The organism is Roseateles sp. P5_E1 (assembly GCF_054049335.1).
The window spans coordinates 224,080-240,323 of record NZ_JBFUMN010000004.1; the positions used below are offsets into that span (position 1 = coordinate 224,080).

Consider the following 16,244-nt stretch of genomic DNA (forward strand, 5'->3'; position numbering starts at 1 on the left):
AAGAGGTGGATTGTCGACGGCGGACCCAGAAAGCACAAAGCCCGCGCAGGGCGCGGGCTTGACTCAACGGCCAAAGCCGTGAGGGATTACAGCGAACGGATGTTTGCTGCTTGCAGGCCCTTGGGGCCCTGCTTCACTTCGAATTCGACCTGGGCGCCTTCAGCCAACGTGCGGAAGCCGCCGTTGTTCTTGATTTCGCTGTGGTGGGCGAACAGGTCCTTGCTGCCGTCGGCCGGCGTGATGAAGCCGAAGCCCTTGCCGTCGTCAAACCATTTGACAGTGCCGGTTTGGAGGGTGCTCATGGAATTTCCTTACTGTTGTCGTGCTGCGTGGCCCGCCCCAGATCGGCTGCGGAATTCACAACGACGTTCAGGAAATCAGACCAACAAAAAGGCGCCGGATGTCGGCGCCGGGGAGCATTCTAGTTCATGCCGCCAGTCGGATCGGGACGACCACCATGCCGCGTCCCCGCGGAGCGGCGCCTTCGACACGACTTTCCTCGAAAACCGCACAGGCGCAGTCCCGGCAGGCGCCGCAGGCCGTGGCCACGCGCAGGTCATCCTGCAGGGCCTCGAAATCCGGGCAGCCGCTGGAGGCGGCAATCGCGATGTCGCGATCAGAGACTCGGTGGCAGACACAAACAATCATGGGTGCGAAGTCTAATGCGAATCGGTCTCATTTGCAGAAAGAGCGGTTTTGCCGTGGGGCTTTCACTGGGGATACTGCGGCTTAATTTCACGATCCGGAGCTCCCCATGAAAGGCGACCCCCAAGTCATCGCCCACCTCAACGCCCAGCTGAAGCTGGAGCTGACGGCCATCAACCAGTACTTCCTGCACGCCCGCATGCTGAAGAATTGGGGCCTGCTGAAGATGGCCAAGCACGAGTACGAGGAGTCCATCGAGGAGATGAAGCACGCCGACAAGCTCATCGAGCGCGTGCTGACGCTGGACGGCCTGCCCAACCTGCAGGACCTCGGCAAGCTCTACATCGGCGAGAACGCCGTCGAGACCATGAGCTGCGACCTGATCATCGAAAAGGCCTCGCACGTCCACCTGAAGGAAGCCGTCGCCTACTGCGAGCAGGTGCGCGACTACGTGTCCCGCGAGATCTTCGTGCAAATCCTCGACGACACCGAGGAACACATCGACCACCTCGAAACCCAGCTGGAGCTGGTCACCACCGTCGGTGAACAGAACTATCTGCAGTCGCAGATGAGCGAGCCCAGCTGAGCACCCTCACCCTCGCGCCGAGCCGCCTCTTGCAGGCGGCTTTTTCTTGTCTCAGAGGAAGCGTTCCAGCAGCCGCTTGGAATGCTTGTCCAGCGCCCAGCGATCCGGCACCTGCAACTGCACGCCATGGGTGGAAGTGATCAGCAGGCGGCCCTCTTCCAGGCGGCGGATGTCTTCCTCGCTCTTGAGCACGAAGTCGACCTCGCCGCGGTCGGTCTCGATGCGCCAGGTGCTGGGCGTGGCGAAGGTGTTGACCGAAATCAGGCGCTTGAGCGTCGGATGGAATTCGCGGGCGGCCAGTTCGGCCTCCAGCAACCGGCGCGGCCCTTCGGGCAGGGCTGACAGGCGCTCCACCCAGGCCAGCTCATGGCCGTGCGAGCCGACCAGGGACAGGCCCTCGTCCGGCGCCGAGATCGGGTGGGCACGCACCGGTGTGACGCCGACATGGCTGTCGCCGTTCAGGTCGGTCAACAGCAGCCGGCCGAGGGCGTCCAGACGCAGGTCGCGGAAGGGCAATGTGGACATTCAGGCCTCCCCGGCGACGGCAATCAGGTCCACCTCGACCGCCGCGTTCTTGGGCAGCTGCAGCACGCCGACCGTGGTGCGCGTGTGAGCACCGGCCGTGCCCAGCACGCGCCAGATCAGGTCGGAGGCGCCATCGGCCACCTCGCTCTGCTGGGTGAAACCGGCATCGCAATGAACGAACACGGTCATTCTGAGCACGGTTTGCAGCCGATTCAGGCTGCCGAGCTCCTGGCGCAGCAGGGTCAGCGCGCGCAGCGCGCAGATGGCTGCGGCACGCTTGGCGCGTTCCAGGCTGACCTCGGCGCCGACGACGCCAGCCACCGCGACGTGGTCGCCGATGCGCGGGATCTGGCCGCTCAGGTAGAGGGTTCGGCCGTCGCGCACCAGCGAGGTGTAGCGCCCGCCGATCTGCAGGGGAACGGCGGGGTCGAAGCCATGTTCCGCGCTGGCGGCATCCAGCTCGCGGTCACGGTCGTGCAGGGCGGTATCAAGCATCGGTGGTGTGGGCGCTGGGGTTGGGGGTCACGGCATGCTCCTCCAGGTCTTCCTGGTCCACGCGGCGGACCTGAGCTTCCCAGAGGCGCCAATAGTGGCCCTGGCGGGCGATCAGTTCGTCGTGCGGGCCCAGCTCGACGATCTCGCCGCGGTCCATGACAACGAGGCGGTCGGCCTTGCGCAGCGTGGACAGACGGTGGGCGATGGCGATGGTGGTGCGGCCCTTGACGAGGTTGTCCAGCGCGCGCTGGATCTCCTTCTCGGTCTCGGTGTCCACGGCTGAGGTCGCTTCGTCGAGGATGAGGATGGCCGGATCGATCAGCAGCGCCCGGGCGATGGAGATGCGCTGGCGCTCGCCGCCTGACAGGCCCTGGCCGCGCTCGCCGACGAGGCTGTCATAGCCATGCGGCAGGCGCAGGATGAACTCGTGGGCATGCGCGGCGCGCGCGGCTGCGACGATCTCGTCGCGCGTGGCCTCCGGCTTGCCGTAGGCGATGTTCTCGGCGATGGTGCCGAAGAACAGGAAGGGCTCCTGCAGCACGAGGCCGATGTGGCGGCGGTAGTCGGTCACCCTGATGCGCCGCAGGTCCACGCCATCGACCTTGATGGCGCCCTCGGTCACGTCATAGAAGCGGCAGATCAGGTTGACCAGCGTGCTCTTGCCCGAGCCGCTGTGGCCCACCAGGCCGACCATCTCGCCGGGGCGGATGTCGAGGTTCAGGTTGCGGATGACCGAGCGCGAACCGTAGCGGAAGTCCAGGCCCTGCATCGAAATCGCGCCGGTCACGTTCTCGAAGGGCTGGGGGTTGACCGGGTCGGGCACGTTGGAGACGTGGTCCAGGATGTCGAAGATGCGCTTGGAGCCCGCCGCGGCCTTCTGCGTGACCGAGACGATGCGGCTCATCGAATCCAGCCGGCCATAGAAGCGGCCGATGTAGGCCAGGAAGGCTGTCAGCGTGCCGACCGTGATGCTCTGGTGCGAGATCAGCCAGATGCCCACACCCCAGACGACGAGCAGGCCCATCTCGGTCAGCAGCGAGACCGTGGGCCCGAACAGGCTCCAGGTCTTGTTGAGGCGGTCGTTCACGACCAGGTTCTTGGCGTTGGCCTCCCGAAAGCGCTGCGCCTCGCGCCTCTCCTGGGCAAAGGCCTTGACGACGCGGATGCCCGGGATGGTGTCGGCCAGGATGTTGGTGACCTCGCCCCAGACGCGGTCGATCTTCTCGAAGCCGGTGCGCAGCCGGTCTCGCACCAGATGAATCATCCAGGCGATGAAGGGCAAGGGCACCAGGGTGGCCAGCGCCAGGCCCGGGTGGATGTTGAACAGGATCGCCGAGATCATCAGGAGCATCAGCACATCGGTGATGAAGTCCAGCGCATGCAGGCTCAGGAACACGCTGATACGGTCGGTCTCGGAGCCGATGCGCGCCATCAGGTCGCCGGTGCGCTTGTTGCCGAAGTATTCGAGCGACAGGCCGAGCAGATGGTCGAAGGTCGCCGTGCGCAGATCGGCGGCAATGCGCTCGGACACCAGCGCCAGCAGATAGGTCTTGGCCCAGCCCAGCAACCACGAGAACAACGCCGCACCCAGCAGGCCACCCAGCAGCGACCCGACCAGCCTGGTGTCGATCGACTGGCCGTTCTGGAACGGGATCAGCACCCTGTCCATCAGCGGCATGCTCAGGTAAGGCGCCACCAGGGTTGCGCCAATCGAGCCGAGCATGAGCGAGAAGCCCAGCAAGAGCTGGCCCCGGTAGGGCCGCGCAAAGCGCCACAGCCGCAGCAGCACCCAGGTGCTCGGTGGTTTGCTGGCCTCGCCGAAATCGAAGGTCGAGTCCTCGCCGTCATCGGCCTCTTCGAGCACGACATGGCCCGAAAGGCGCTGCACCTCGCGGCCGAAGGCGTCGGCAAAGCGCACCGCCGCCGGATTGCAGGCCAGCGTGAAGCGCCAGCGCGCCAGGCGCCGGTCGGCGTCGAACAGCTCCATGAAGGCCAGGCCGCCATGGTCGCTGAGCTTGAGGCTCAAGCCCGGCACCAGCGTGTGTTCGACCCAGCTGGCGCTGGTGGGATCGAGGGCCAGCAGGCGTGAATTCGTCAGCGCGATCAGCCCTTGCGCGAAGTGGCCCTGGGCATCCAGGTCAACCTCCAGCAGGGCCACCACGTTCTCGCCAGCCATGAGCCGCCCCTGAAGGACGGCTGTTTGGGGATGAAGCACTGCAGCGGGAGGAAGGTCTTGCATGTTGTTGTTGGCTCTTACGGGCTGCGGCGATTCTCCGCCATGAGTTCAGCGCACAATTCCACGCGATTGCACCGCGCACAACCCCTTACTCGATACGCTCCATGAGCCAGAAGAACGACATCCGCCTGCTGCGCATCAACTACCTGCGCGGGCCCAATATGTGGACCTACCGGCCGGTGCTGGAGGTCTGGCTGGACCTCGGCGAGCTGGAAGACCACCCCAGCCATGTGTTGCCGGGCTTCAACGAGCGGTTGACGGCCGCCCTGCCCAACCTCGTCGAGCACCACTGCGGCGTCGGTGAGCGCGGCGGTTTCCTGGAACGGCTGACCGAAGGCACCTGGTGCGGCCATGTGCTGGAGCACATCGTCATCGAGCTGCTCAACCTGGCCGGCATGCCGACCGGCTTCGGCCAGACCCGCTCCACCAGCCAGCGCGGCGTCTACCGCATGGTGTTCCGGGCGCGTGACGAGCAGGTCGCCCGCGCGGCCCTGGCCGAGGGTCATGCCTTGATCATGGCCGTCATCAACGACCAGCCCTTCGACGCGCCCGCCGCGGTGGCCCGCGTGCGCGACAAGCTGGACGACTGCTACCTGGGCCCCTCCACGGCGGCCATCGTCGCCGCGGCCACGGACCGCCGCATCCCCCACATCCGCCTGAACGACGGCAACCTGGTGCAGCTCGGCCACGGCGCGCGCCAGCGCCGCATCTGGACGGCCGAGACCGACATGACCAGCGCCATTGCCGAAGGCATCGCCAGCGACAAGGACCTGACCAAGACGCTGCTGAAGGCGGTGGGCGTGCCCGTGCCGGAAGGCCAGGAGGTCAAGACCGCCGCCGAGGCCTGGACGGTGGCACAGGACACCGGCCTGCCCGTTGTCGTCAAGCCCAGCGACGGCAACCATGGCCGCGGCGTCTCCCTGGACATCGCGACCGAGGCCGACTGCGAGGCCGCCTTCGCGCTGGCGGCCCGCCACGGCTCCTCGGTGCTCGTGGAGCGCTACATCCCCGGCAATGAGCACCGCGTGCTCGTCGTTGGCGGCCAGGTGGTGGCGGCCGCGCGCGGCGAGGCCGCCTGGGTGCACGGCGACGGCCGCCAGACCGTGGAGCAACTGGTCGAAAGCCAGATCAACACCGACCCGCGCCGCGGCCTGAGCGAGGACTTCCCGCTCAACCGCATCCGCGTGCACGAAGACACCGCCCTGCTGCTGGACCTGCAACGACAGGGTATGTCGCCCGAGGCCGTGCCCGCGGCCGGCAAGGCCGTGCTGATCCAGCGCAATGGCAACGTGTCCATCGACTGCACGCCCGAGGTCCACCCCGAGGTGGCGCATGCCGTGTCGCTCGCCGCCCGCACCGTGGGCCTGGACATCGCCGGCGTCGACCTCGTCACCGAGGACATCTCCAAGCCGCTGTCCGAGACCGGCGGCGCCATCGTCGAAGTGAACGCCGGCCCGGGTCTGCTGATGCACCTCAAGCCCGCGGGCGGCGCGCCGCAGCCCGTCGGCCAGGCCATCATCGACCACCTGTTCGCCGAGGACGAGACCGGCCGCATCCCCATCGTCGGCGTGGCTGGCTCGCGCGGCGGGCGCCAGATCACGCGCCTGGTCGCGTGGCTGCTGCACCTGAACGGGCGCCATGTCGGCCTGGCCTGCCGCGACGGCCTCTTCCTGGGCACGCGTCGCGTCGAGAAGCGCGACAGCGCCCGCTGGGACGCCGCCCACCGCCTCCTGATGAACCGCGGCGTCAACGCCGTCGTCATCGAGAACGATGCTGCCTCCATCCTGCGCGATGGCCTGGCCTATGACCGCGCCGCCGTCGGCGTCGTTACCGATCTGGACGGCATCGCCGCGCTGGCGGAGTTCGACGTGCAGGACGTCGACCAGCTCTACAAGGTGCTGCGCACCCAGATCGACGTCGTGCTCAGCGACGGCGCCAGCGTGCTCAATGCCGCCCACCCGCGCCTGGTGGACATGGCCGAGCTGAGCGACGGCGAGGTCGTCTTCTACGCGGAGGACGGCAGCCTCGAGGCTCTGCAGCACCACCGCGACCGCGGTGGACGCGCCGTCTTCCTGCGCGGCGGCGCCGCCGTACTGGCCCATGGCCCGGCCGAGACGCCGGGCGCCAACATCGAGGCCCTGCTGCGCCGCTTTGGCGACCAGGCCATCGATGCCTCGACGCTGCTTGCCGCCGTCGCCGCCGCCTGGGCCCTGGGCATCTCGCCCGAGCTGATCGCCGCCGGGCTCGACACCTTCGTGCCCAACCTGCACCTCGCCTGAAAAGAACACGACTCATGGACGTTTCCCGCACCCGCGCGCTGCGCGGCCCGAACATGTGGAGCCGCCACACGGCCATCGAAGCCGTCGTGCATTGCAACGAGTCCGAGCGCTCGCTCGAGCGCCTGCCCGGCTTCGAGCCGCGGCTGCGCCAGCTCTTTCCCTCAGTCGGCGAGCTGCGCAGAGACGCCTCGCTGGCCCAGGTGCTCGAGCAGGCCACGCTGGCCCTGCAGGCCCAGGCCGGCTGCCCGGTGACCTTCAGCCAGACCCATGTCACGCCCGAGGCCGGCACCTACCAGATCGTCATCGAGTACAGCGAGGAAGACGTCGGCCGGCTGGCCTTCGAGCAGGCGCTCAAGCTCGTGCTCGCTGCACTGAACGGTGGCGAGTTCGATGCCGACGCGACGCTGGCCCGATTGCGCGAGCTCGACGAGGACATCCGCCTCGGCCCCTCCACCGGTTCCATCGTCAATGCGGCCCTGGCGCGCGGCATTCCCTACCGCCGCCTCACGCAAGGCAGCCTGGTGCAGTTCGGCTGGGGCGCCAAGCAGCGCCGCATCTGGGCCGCCGAGGTCGACGCCACCAGCGCGGTCAGCGAGTCCATCGCCCAGGACAAGGACCTGTGCAAGCGCCTGCTGCAGGCCGCCGGCGTGCCGGTGCCCATCGGCCGGCCGGTCGACTCGGTGGACGATGCCTGGGCCGTGGCCCAGGAGATCGGCCTGCCCGTCGTCGTCAAGCCGCAGGACGGCAACCAGGGCAAGGGCGTGACCGTCAACGTGACGACACGCCTGGGGCTTGAGGCTGCCTACAAGGCGGCCGACGAGATCGGCCCCGTCATGGTCGAGAAGTTCCTGCCTGGCTCCGACTACCGGCTGCTCGTCATCGGCGACAAGCTGATCGCCGCCGCGCGACGCGATCCGCCGCATGTCATCGGCGACGGCGTGCACACGGTCAAGCAGTTGGTCGACAAGGTCAATTCCGACCCGCGCCGCGGTGACGGCCACGCGACGTCGCTGACCAAGATCCGCTTCGACGACATCGCCGTCGCGCGCCTGACCCAGCAGGGCCTGGCACCCGAGTCGGTGCCCGACAAGGGCCAGCGGGTCATCCTGCGCAACAACGCCAACCTGTCCACCGGCGGCACCGCCACCGACGTGACGGACGACGTCCACCCGGAGGTGGCTGCGCGCGCCATTGCCGCGGCCCAGGTCGTCGGCCTGCACGTCTGCGGCGTCGACGTCGTCGCCGAGAGCGTGCTGCGGCCGCTCGAAGAGATCAGCGGCGGCATCGTCGAGGTCAACGCGGCACCGGGCCTGCGCATGCACCTGAGCCCCAGCTATGGCAAGGGCCGCAATGTCGGCGAGGGCATCGTCGGCCATCTGTTCGGCACCGGCAACAAGTCGGGCGGCATGGCCGAGGACGGCCGCATCCCCGTCGTCGCCGTCACCGGCACGAATGGCAAGACCACCGTCACGCGGCTGATCGCGCACTTGTTCGCCAGTTGCGGCCTCAAGGTCGGCATGACCAACACCGACGGCGTGTATGTCGATGGCCGCCAGATCGACAGCGGCGACTGCTCCGGCCCCAAAAGCGCCCGCAATGTGCTGATGCACCCCGACGTGGAGGCCGCTGTGCTGGAGACCGCCCGCGGCGGCATCCTGCGTGAAGGCCTGGGCTTCGACCGCTGCCAGGTCGCCGTGGTGACCAACGTCGGCGCGGGCGACCACCTCGGCATGAACTTCCTGCACACGGCCGAGGACCTGGTGCTGGTCAAGCGCGTCATCGTGCAGAACGTCGCGCCCAACGGCTACGCGGTGCTGAACGCCACCGACCCGCTGACGGCCAGCATGAGCGCCGTCTGCCCCGGCCAGGTCATCTATTTCGCCGCCGACCGCCACCACCCGCTGATGGCAACCCACCGCGCCCAGGGCAAGCGCTGCGTCTATGTGGACGGCGACCAGCTCATTGCGGCCCAGGGCGTCTGGCGCGAGAGCATCCCGCTGCGCGACATCCCCATCACGCGTGGCGGCCTCATCGGCTTCCAGGTCGAGAACGCGATGGCTTCGGTGGCCGCGGCCTGGGCCGTGGGCCTGGACTGGGACACCATCCGCCGCGGCGTAGCCAGCTTCGCCAATGACGCCGACAACGCGCCGGGCCGCTTCAACGTCATGGACTACCGCGGCGCCACCGTCATCGCCGACTACGGCCACAACGGCGACGCGATGAAGGCCCTGGTCGGTGCCGTCGCGGCATTGCCGGCCAAGACCCGCAGCGTCGTCATCAGCGGCGCTGGTGACCGCCGCGACGAGGACATCCGCGTGCAGACCGAGATCCTCGGCGGCGCCTTCGACGAGGTCATCCTCTACGAAGACGCCTGCCAGCGCGGCCGCGCGGCCGGCGAGGTCGTGGCCCTGCTGCGTGCCGGGCTGGAAGGCGCGTCACGCACCCGGCATGTCGAGGAGATCGTCGGTGAGTTCACGGCCATCGACCGCGCACTGGAACGCCTGCAGCCGGGCGACCTCTGCCTGGTGCTGGTGGATCAGGTGGAAGAGGCGCTGGCCCATCTGGCTCAGCGCATTGCCGCCGGCTGAGGCTCAGCGGTACCTGGCCAGCAGGCGATTCAGTTCGCCTTCGCTGACCAGGCCCTGGATGGCGGTGTTCAACGCCGCCAGGCCCACCGGGCTGCTCGGCGACAACGCGCACTGGGCCAGCACTTCCGACACGACCAGCGGCGGATGCAGGGGCAGCTTGAAGTGGCCGATACGCTGCTGGTACTCCAGCACGCGCCGGCCGGTCAGCGCATGGCGGATGCGGCCGAGTTCGAGTTTCTGCAGATTGGCCACCGCATCGGGTGCGTCGTCGCGCAGGAAGCCTGATCGCAGTGCGTCGGCCATCTCCGGATAGACATAGCCGCGCACCGTGCCGATGGGCTGCCCTGTCAACGCTGTCAACGAGGCCGGCGCCGGCACCGAGGCGGCACTGACGAGCAGGGCCTGGTCGGGCAGGAAGGGCCGGCTCCACGCGAAGGCGCCGGGCAGCCAGTCGCTCTGGTAATCGCACAACAAGTCGCCCTCGCCGCGTTGCAGGGCTTCGGCCAGGCGCTTGCGCGGCGTCGGGCGGGCCACCAGATCGCGGCCCAGGCGCCGCGCCAGGGCCTGGCCGATGTCCAGGTTCAGGCCTTCGATGACGCGGTCGCCCTCGATGCGGGCATGCGGCATCAGCGCGCTGGTCTCCACCAGCATCACCAGCGGCCGGGCAGGTTCGGCACCGGCAAGCGGGCTCAGCAGCAGCGCGGCCATGCCGCCCACTCCCCTTCGCACCCAATATCGCCGCGTCCCGACCATGGGACTGCATCATGCCGTGCCCGCCAATCCAGGGCGAGCGCAGGGTGGCCAGCCGGCCAGCGGACCGTGACCGGCGCACGAAAACCTGCCGACCCGGCACGCCACGCCCAGGGTCGCATCGCTAGACTCGCCGGTCACCTGCCACACCCGCCGATGAAGTCCCGCCTGTCGTTCGCCGCCCTCACCCTGGCCTGGGCCCTGGCGGTGCCGTTGGCCCATGCCCAGACGCAGGCCAGCACGGTCCGCCCCGGCGTGGCACCGATTCCTCACGATGACCTGCTCTACCAGCAACTCGGCGGCCAGGACGCCATCCAGCGCTTCACCAACGATTTCTACGACGCCCTGCTGCAGGACGCGCGCATCGCGCGCTTCTTCGACGGCATCAACATGAAGCACCTCAAGCGCGTGCTGGCAGACTACTTCTGCGTCGTTGCCGGCGGCCCCTGCGTCTACGACGGCGTGGGCATGAAGGACGCGCACGCCCACCTGGGCATTGGCAAAGGCGACTTCAACACCCTGGTCGAGCACCTGCAGCGCGCCATGGACAGGGCCAACGTGCCCTTTGGCGTGCAGAACCAGTTGCTGGCCCGCATGGCCCATTTCCACCGCGACATCATCACGAAATGAAGCTGCCAGGACCGGCATTCGCCCAGCCCGACTCACAAAGGGGTCAAGGAAACCGGGCCTGGCCTGGCGCCTCTGCATGAGCCTGCCCCCACACCACCGCAACGGCGGCTTCCAGAACAACCACGGCGACTTCGAGCCCAAGTCGCTGGCGGACGTGATCCGCTGGCGCTGGAACGCCTCCCGTCGCGGCCTGCCGCCGCGCCCGGCCGAGCCCATCCCGACGCAGCCGGCCGATCTCGGCTTCATCCGCGCCAACCACGGCGCTAGGCAGCAGCCGGCGGTGACCTGGATCGGCCACGCCACCGTGCTGGCCCAGCTTGGCGGCCTGAACCTGCTGACCGACCCGATCTTCTCCGGGCGCGCCTCGCCGCTGCCCTTTGCCGGGCCGAAGCGCGAGCAGCCGCCAGGCGTGGCGCTGGCCGAGTTGCCCCACGTCGACGCCGTGCTCGTCTCGCACAACCACTACGACCACCTCGACCTGGCTTCGGTACGAAGCCTCGCGCGCCAGCCCGGCGGCAGCCCGCTCTTCGTCGTGCCACTGGGCCTCAGGGCCTGGTTCCAGGCACGCGGCATCGAGCGCGTCGTGGAACTGGACTGGTGGCAGGCCGAGCGCCTCGCCGGCGTGGACATCGTGCTCGTCCCGGCCCAGCACTGGTCGGCGCGTGGCCTGAACGATCGCATGAAGACGCTGTGGGGCGGCTTCGCCGTGTTCGCACCAGACTGCCAGCTCTTCTTCGCCGGCGACACCGGCTATTCACGCGACTTCGCCGACATCCGCGAGCGCTTCGCCGAGCGCCAGCAGCCTCATCAAGGCGGCAGCTTCGACATCGCGCTGATCCCCATCGGCGCCTACGAGCCGCGCTGGTTCATGCAGAGCCAGCATGTCAATGTCGAGGAAGCGCTGAAGATCCACGCCGACCTCGGCGCCAAGCGCTCGCTGGGCGTGCACTGGGGCACCTTCGAGCTGACCGACGAGGCGCTGGACGAGCCGCCCCGCCAGCTCGAACGGCAGCGCGCGGCGCTCGGGCTGGCTGAGCAGGCCGTCTTCACGCTGGCCATCGGCGAGACACGGCGTCTGCCGCTTCGCCAAATCCGACAGCCGCCCGAGGAACTTGCCGACAGGCTGCCCCCATCCTCGCGGCTAGGCTAGCCGCGCCATGACTCTCCTTGCCCGTCTTCGTCGGCCTTTCCATGAGCTCGGCCCTGGGCTGATCACCGGCGCGGCGGACGACGACCCGAGCGGCATTGCCACCTACTCCCAGGCCGGCGCGCAGTTCGGCTACGGCATGTTGTGGAGCGTCGTCTTCACCCTGCCGCTGATGGCCGCGATCCAGATCGTCAGCGCCCGCATCGGCTATGTATCCGGCCGCGGCCTTGCGGCCAACATGAAGCGCACGTTCCCGCGCCCTGTGCTGCTGGCGCTGGTAGGCCTGCTGCTGGCAGCCAACACGCTGAACATCGCCGCCGACATCGCCGCCATGTCCAGCGCGCTGCACATGCTGGTGGGCGGCCCGGCGCTGATCTACGCGATCGCCTTCGGCGTGGTCAGCGTGCTGATGCAGGTCTTCCTCGCCTACCAGAGCTATGTGCGCTGGCTGAAGTGGCTGACGCTGGCACTGCTGGCCTATGTCGGCGTCGTCATCGTGCTGGGCCTGGACTGGGGCGAGGTGTTGCTGCACACGATACGGCCGGAGCTGAAATGGAACCGTGACACGGTGCTGATGCTGGTGGCGCTGTTCGGCACGACGATCAGCCCCTATCTGTTTTTCTGGCAGGCGGGCCAGGAGGTCGAGGACTGCGCAGGCCGCCCCTGCAAGCCAGCCGACGTGAAGCGCCATCTGCGCCGCATCAAGCTGGACACGCATGTCGGCATGGGTTTTTCCAACCTCATCGCCTTTTGCATCATGCTGTCCACGGCCGTGACGCTGCATGCCGCCGGCGTGCACGACATCCAGACTTCGGCCCAGGCCATCGAGGCGCTGCGGCCGATCGCGGGCGAGCATGCGGCGCTGCTGTTCAGCCTGGGCATCATCGGCACGGGCATGCTGGCCGTGCCGGTGCTGGCTGGCTCGGCGGCCTACGCGGTGGCCGAGGTGGCCGGCTGGCGCGACAGCCTGAGCCTCAAGCTCGAACGCGGCGAGGGACGCGGCTTCTACAGCGTCATCGCCGTCGCGACCCTGGGCGGCGTGGCCCTGTGCTTCGCGCCGCTGGACCCGGTCAAGGCGCTGTTCTGGTCGGCGGTGTTCAATGGCATCAGCGCTGTGCCCATCATGGCCGCGATGATGGTGCTGGCCACGCGCGAATCCGTCATGGGCGAGCATGTCATCGGCCCCAGGCTGCGCCGCATGGGCTGGGCTGCCACCGGCGTGATGGCGCTTACCGCACTGGCACTGGCGCTGGTCTGAGTTCTTCACGCGCGTGGCGCAGCACCACGCGCGACGAATGCAAGGCGAGGCCGGCCATGATGACGGCCACCAGCAAGTCGGGCCAGGCCTGGCCGGTCAGCGCCACGCCACCGGCAGCGGCCACGACGGCCACATTGCCCAGCGCGTCGTTGCGACTGCACAGCCAGACCGCGCGCATGTTGGCGTCGCCTTCGCGCCAGGCATAGAGCATCACGGCCACACCCACATTGGCCAGCAGGGCCAGCGTGCCGACGATACCCATGGTCGCGGCCTGCGGTGGCTCGCCCGCCCAGGCGGCCCAGGCCGCGCGGGCCAGCACACCAACGCCGAACACCGCCATCGCCCAACCCTTGACCCAGGCCAGCCGCGCCCGCCACAGCAGCCCGGCCGACAGCACGGCCAGCGACGCGCCATAGTTGGCTGCGTCGCCGATGAAATCCAGCGCATCGGCCCACAGCGACAGCGACCCGGCGCGCCAGCCGGTCGTGATCTCGACGACGGCCATGGCCGCATTGATCAGCAGTGCCGCCCACAGCACGCGGCGGTAGGCCGGCGAATTGCCGGGGCTGGGTTCATCGTGATGGTGGTGGCAGGCGTGGCTCATGGTGGAGAAGACCTTGGCTGAAAACTGCCGCTATTGCAAACCCTGGAGCCACACCAGAGTCAAGCCGAGAATCGTCACATGCGTATCGGAGAACTCAGCCGCCTGACCGGAACAAAGGTCGACACCATCCGCCACTATGAGCGCGAGGGCCTGCTGGCGCCGCCACCGCGCACGGATGCTGGATACCGCGTCTATGGCCCGCCTGATGTCGAGCGCCTGCACTTCATCCGCCGCTGCCGCTCGCTGGACATGAACCTGGCTGAGGTGCGGGCGCTGCTGGCGCTGCAGGGCGACGGGCACGGTGGCGCCAACGGAGCAGGTGTGCATGCGCTGCTGGACGCGCACATCGACCACGTCAGCGCGCGCATCACGGCGCTGCAGGAACTGGAGAAGGAATTGCGCGCGTTGCGCGCCCGCTGCCAGGGCAACGAGCCGGCCTGCGCCATCCTCGAAGGGCTGGCCGGGCCGGGCGCCGAGCTACCGCCCAAGAGCCACGTCGGCCACAGCCACTAGGGCATCAGCCGACCCGGCAGACCTTCAGCATGTTGGTGCCGCCGGGGTAGCCCATCGGCTCGCCGCAGGTGATGGCATAGGTGTCGCCGGGCATCAGCACACCGCGCTCGACGAGGATCTTTTCCGCGGCGGCCAGGGCCACGTCGCGGTCCTCGAACTTGGGCATCAACAGCGGCAGCACATTGCGGTAGAGCGCCATCTTGCGCTGGCTGACCGGTTGGGTCGTCAAGCCGAAGATGGGCACCTGGATGCGGTGGCGGCTCATCCACAGTGCCGTCGAGCCGGATTCGGTCAGGGCCAGGATGGCCTTGCAGCCCAGGTGGTAGGCGGTGAACAGCGCGCCCATGGCGATGGACTGGTCGATGCGGCCGAACTGGCGGCCAGCGAAGTCGGTGTCGAGACTGACAAACTCGGCACGCTCGGCTTCCAGCGCAATGTTGGCCATCTGCTCGACGGTCTCGATGGGGTATTTGCCGGCAGCCGTCTCGGCGGACAGCATGACGGCATCGGTGCCGTCCAGCACGGCGTTGGCCACGTCGCTGACCTCGGCGCGCGTGGGCACCGGGTTGACGATCATGGATTCCATCATCTGCGTGGCCGTGATGGACACCTTGTCCAGTTCGCGGGCCATCTTGATCATGCGCTTTTGCAGCGCCGGCACGGCTGCGTTGCCCACTTCCACGGCCAGGTCACCACGCGCGACCATGATGCCGTCGCTGGCCTTCAGGATGGCCTCGAGGTGAGGGATGGCTTCGTAGCGCTCGATCTTGGCGATCATGGCCGGCTTGTGGCGATAAGCCTCGCCGGCCACGTTGGCGAGCTGGCGCGCCATTTCCATGTCGGTGGCGTTCTTGGGGAAGCTGACGGCCAGGTATTCGCACTGGAAGGACATCGCGGTCTTGATGTCGTCCATGTCCTTGGCTGTCAGTGCCGGCGCCGTCAGGCCGCCGCCCTGCTTGTTGATGCCCTTGTTGTTGGACAGCTCGCCGCCGAGCTTGACGATGGTGTGGACCTGCGCGCCGCGCACGGACTCGACGGTCAGCACCAGCAGGCCGTCGTTGAGCAGCAACGTGTCGCCGGGCTTCACGTCACGCGGCAGTTCCTTGTAGTCGAGGCTGGCGATGTCCTGGTTGCCCAGCTCGGTGCGGTCGGCGTCCAGGATGAAGGGCGCGCCGGGGATCAGCTCGATCTTGCCGCCCTCGAACTTGCCGACGCGGATCTTGGGGCCCTGCAGGTCGGCCATGATGGCCACCGACTTGCCGACACGTTGCGCGGCTTCCCGGACCATGGTCGCGCGGTCGATGTGGTCCTGCGCCTTGCCGTGGGAGAAGTTCAGCCGCACGACGTCGACGCCGGCGCGGATCATCTTCTCCAGGATCTCCGGCGTGTTGGAAGCAGGGCCGAGGGTGGCGACGATCTTGGTGGCGCGGGTCATGGCTGTCTCGATTCTTGGAAGGCGCGGAATTATGGTCCGCCAAGCCTCGCGCGAGTTTCGTCGTGTTTCAACCCAACACCTTCTCGAAGAAGGAGCTCAATGGATCAGGCGTGTAGCCGCCGAAGGGCCCGCGCTCCGAGTAGCCCAGACGCCGGTACAACGCCAGGGCCTCGGGCTGGTGGATACCGGTCTCCAGCCGCGCGATCCGCAGGCCGCGTTCGGTCAGCTCGGCCTCTAACTGCGCCATCAGCTGCCGGGCGACGCCACGGCCACGCTCGCTATCCAGCACGAAAAGACGCTTGATCTCTCCATAGCCGTCCGCGTCGAAGTGCTTGACGCCGCCGCAGCCGACGAGCTGCTCGCCACGCCACAGCCCGTAGAAGCTGCCCTGCGGTGGGCGCAGGCCATCGGCGGGCTCGAAGTGGTTGCTCTCGCTGGGATAGAGCGCGCCCATATAGGCCTCGGACAGCGCGATCAGACGCCGCGCATCGGGGTGACCGGGGTCCAGCGGCGCAAGGCGGGCGGGCAGTTCGGAATTCATGGTGGTTGGATA

16 protein-coding genes are annotated in these 16,244 nt (G+C 68.1%); 7 read left to right on the forward strand and 9 right to left on the reverse strand.

The annotated features are described in order from the left end of the window. Window positions 1–86 precede the first annotated feature (86 nt). Both ACXJKJ_RS06890 and ACXJKJ_RS06895 read right to left on the reverse strand, forming a co-directional pair. Window positions 87–302 (reverse strand): cold-shock protein, encoded by a 216-nt coding sequence (locus tag ACXJKJ_RS06890; protein ID WP_056205145.1) that lies wholly within the window; start codon window positions 300–302, stop codon window positions 87–89. Between the two features lie 124 nt (window positions 303–426). Next, the gene (locus ACXJKJ_RS06895) at window positions 427–648 is read right to left on the reverse strand and encodes a (2Fe-2S)-binding protein (RefSeq protein ID WP_082533065.1); all 222 of its coding nucleotides are present in this window, start codon (window positions 646–648) and stop codon (window positions 427–429) included. A 106-nt stretch (window positions 649–754) separates the two neighbouring features. On the opposite strand from ACXJKJ_RS06895, the gene bfr reads away from it, so the two are divergent. After that, window positions 755–1,231, forward strand: coding sequence for a bacterioferritin (bfr, locus tag ACXJKJ_RS06900; RefSeq protein ID WP_056205148.1), 477 nt, complete (start codon window positions 755–757; stop codon window positions 1,229–1,231). 51 nt (window positions 1,232–1,282) lie between these two features. Here the strand turns inward: bfr and ACXJKJ_RS06905 are convergent, their stop codons facing one another. Genes ACXJKJ_RS06905 through ACXJKJ_RS06915 form a run of 3 tightly spaced genes read right to left on the reverse strand, consistent with a single transcriptional unit; the run spans window position 1,283 to window position 4,490 of the window. After that, complete coding sequence (locus ACXJKJ_RS06905) at window positions 1,283–1,756, reverse strand: cyanophycin metabolism-associated DUF1854 family protein (protein WP_457389577.1); 474 nt, start codon at window positions 1,754–1,756, stop codon at window positions 1,283–1,285. Then, window positions 1,757–2,251 carry a RidA family protein gene (locus tag ACXJKJ_RS06910; RefSeq protein WP_457389578.1) on the reverse strand — a complete coding sequence of 165 codons (495 nt, stop codon included), beginning with the start codon at window positions 2,249–2,251 and terminating at the stop codon, window positions 1,757–1,759. It lies immediately after the preceding gene. Next, window positions 2,244–4,490 carry a cyanophycin metabolism-associated ABC transporter gene (locus ACXJKJ_RS06915; protein ID WP_056205165.1) on the reverse strand — a complete coding sequence of 749 codons (2,247 nt, stop codon included), beginning with the start codon at window positions 4,488–4,490 and terminating at the stop codon, window positions 2,244–2,246. The genes ACXJKJ_RS06910 and ACXJKJ_RS06915 overlap by 8 nt, the downstream gene beginning before the upstream one ends. A 101-nt stretch (window positions 4,491–4,591) precedes the next feature. On the opposite strand from ACXJKJ_RS06915, the gene ACXJKJ_RS06920 reads away from it, so the two are divergent. Then, on the forward strand, window positions 4,592–6,766 hold the full coding sequence (locus tag ACXJKJ_RS06920) for a cyanophycin synthetase (protein ID WP_457320687.1): 2,175 nt from the start codon (window positions 4,592–4,594) through the stop codon (window positions 6,764–6,766). A gap of 14 nt (window positions 6,767–6,780) precedes the next feature. Next, complete coding sequence (cphA, locus tag ACXJKJ_RS06925) at window positions 6,781–9,354, forward strand: cyanophycin synthetase (RefSeq protein WP_457389579.1); 2,574 nt, start codon at window positions 6,781–6,783, stop codon at window positions 9,352–9,354. A gap of 3 nt (window positions 9,355–9,357) precedes the next feature. On the opposite strand, the gene ACXJKJ_RS06930 is transcribed toward cphA, so the two are convergent. Further along, window positions 9,358–10,062 (reverse strand): substrate-binding periplasmic protein, encoded by a 705-nt coding sequence (locus tag ACXJKJ_RS06930; RefSeq protein ID WP_457389580.1) that lies wholly within the window; start codon window positions 10,060–10,062, stop codon window positions 9,358–9,360. Window positions 10,063–10,260: 198 nt separating this feature from the next. Between ACXJKJ_RS06930 and ACXJKJ_RS06935 the strand changes: the two genes are divergently transcribed. The 3 genes from ACXJKJ_RS06935 to ACXJKJ_RS06945 all read left to right on the forward strand — a co-directional run bounded on the left by ACXJKJ_RS06935 (window position 10,261) and on the right by ACXJKJ_RS06945 (window position 13,139). Further along, window positions 10,261–10,734, forward strand: a complete 474-nt coding sequence (locus ACXJKJ_RS06935; RefSeq protein WP_457389581.1) for a group I truncated hemoglobin — start codon at window positions 10,261–10,263, stop codon at window positions 10,732–10,734. Between the two features lie 76 nt (window positions 10,735–10,810). Beyond that, on the forward strand, window positions 10,811–11,884 hold the full coding sequence (locus ACXJKJ_RS06940) for an MBL fold metallo-hydrolase (protein ID WP_457389582.1): 1,074 nt from the start codon (window positions 10,811–10,813) through the stop codon (window positions 11,882–11,884). Between the two features lie 7 nt (window positions 11,885–11,891). Next, window positions 11,892–13,139, forward strand: coding sequence for an NRAMP family divalent metal transporter (locus ACXJKJ_RS06945; RefSeq protein WP_056205184.1), 1,248 nt, complete (start codon window positions 11,892–11,894; stop codon window positions 13,137–13,139). Here the strand turns inward: ACXJKJ_RS06945 and ACXJKJ_RS06950 are convergent. After that, complete coding sequence (locus ACXJKJ_RS06950; protein ID WP_457320696.1) at window positions 13,111–13,743, reverse strand: cation transporter; 633 nt, start codon at window positions 13,741–13,743, stop codon at window positions 13,111–13,113. The two genes, ACXJKJ_RS06945 and ACXJKJ_RS06950, sit on opposite strands and share 29 nt — an antisense overlap. Window positions 13,744–13,821: 78 nt before the next feature. Between ACXJKJ_RS06950 and ACXJKJ_RS06955 the strand changes: the two genes are divergently transcribed. Beyond that, window positions 13,822–14,256 carry a Cd(II)/Pb(II)-responsive transcriptional regulator gene (locus ACXJKJ_RS06955; protein ID WP_457389583.1) on the forward strand — a complete coding sequence of 145 codons (435 nt, stop codon included), beginning with the start codon at window positions 13,822–13,824 and terminating at the stop codon, window positions 14,254–14,256. A 4-nt stretch (window positions 14,257–14,260) separates the two neighbouring features. Here ACXJKJ_RS06955 and pyk read toward each other — a convergent pair whose 3' ends face one another. Both pyk and ACXJKJ_RS06965 read right to left on the reverse strand, forming a co-directional pair. Beyond that, window positions 14,261–15,691, reverse strand: coding sequence for a pyruvate kinase (gene pyk, locus ACXJKJ_RS06960; RefSeq protein ID WP_056205191.1), 1,431 nt, complete (start codon window positions 15,689–15,691; stop codon window positions 14,261–14,263). Between the two features lie 67 nt (window positions 15,692–15,758). Next, a complete protein-coding gene (locus ACXJKJ_RS06965; protein WP_457389584.1) occupies window positions 15,759–16,232 on the reverse strand; it encodes a GNAT family N-acetyltransferase in 474 nt (157 codons plus the stop codon). Window positions 16,233–16,244: the final 12 nt, after the last annotated feature.

Coding starts and splice junctions, on each gene's coding strand:
- ACXJKJ_RS06890 (WP_056205145.1), bottom strand. CDS start 302: ATGAGCACCCTCCAAACCGGCACTGTCAAATGGTTTGACGACGGCAAG.
- ACXJKJ_RS06895 (WP_082533065.1), bottom strand. CDS start 648: ATGATTGTTTGTGTCTGCCACCGAGTCTCTGATCGCGACATCGCGATT.
- bfr (WP_056205148.1), top strand. CDS start 755: ATGAAAGGCGACCCCCAAGTCATCGCCCACCTCAACGCCCAGCTGAAG.
- ACXJKJ_RS06905 (WP_457389577.1), bottom strand. CDS start 1,756: ATGTCCACATTGCCCTTCCGCGACCTGCGTCTGGACGCCCTCGGCCGG.
- ACXJKJ_RS06910 (WP_457389578.1), bottom strand. CDS start 2,251: ATGCTTGATACCGCCCTGCACGACCGTGACCGCGAGCTGGATGCCGCC.
- ACXJKJ_RS06915 (WP_056205165.1), bottom strand. CDS start 4,490: ATGCAAGACCTTCCTCCCGCTGCAGTGCTTCATCCCCAAACAGCCGTC.
- ACXJKJ_RS06920 (WP_457320687.1), top strand. CDS start 4,592: ATGAGCCAGAAGAACGACATCCGCCTGCTGCGCATCAACTACCTGCGC.
- cphA (WP_457389579.1), top strand. CDS start 6,781: ATGGACGTTTCCCGCACCCGCGCGCTGCGCGGCCCGAACATGTGGAGC.
- ACXJKJ_RS06930 (WP_457389580.1), bottom strand. CDS start 10,062: ATGGCCGCGCTGCTGCTGAGCCCGCTTGCCGGTGCCGAACCTGCCCGG.
- ACXJKJ_RS06935 (WP_457389581.1), top strand. CDS start 10,261: ATGAAGTCCCGCCTGTCGTTCGCCGCCCTCACCCTGGCCTGGGCCCTG.
- ACXJKJ_RS06940 (WP_457389582.1), top strand. CDS start 10,811: ATGAGCCTGCCCCCACACCACCGCAACGGCGGCTTCCAGAACAACCAC.
- ACXJKJ_RS06945 (WP_056205184.1), top strand. CDS start 11,892: ATGACTCTCCTTGCCCGTCTTCGTCGGCCTTTCCATGAGCTCGGCCCT.
- ACXJKJ_RS06950 (WP_457320696.1), bottom strand. CDS start 13,743: ATGAGCCACGCCTGCCACCACCATCACGATGAACCCAGCCCCGGCAAT.
- ACXJKJ_RS06955 (WP_457389583.1), top strand. CDS start 13,822: ATGCGTATCGGAGAACTCAGCCGCCTGACCGGAACAAAGGTCGACACC.
- pyk (WP_056205191.1), bottom strand. CDS start 15,691: ATGACCCGCGCCACCAAGATCGTCGCCACCCTCGGCCCTGCTTCCAAC.
- ACXJKJ_RS06965 (WP_457389584.1), bottom strand. CDS start 16,232: ATGAATTCCGAACTGCCCGCCCGCCTTGCGCCGCTGGACCCCGGTCAC.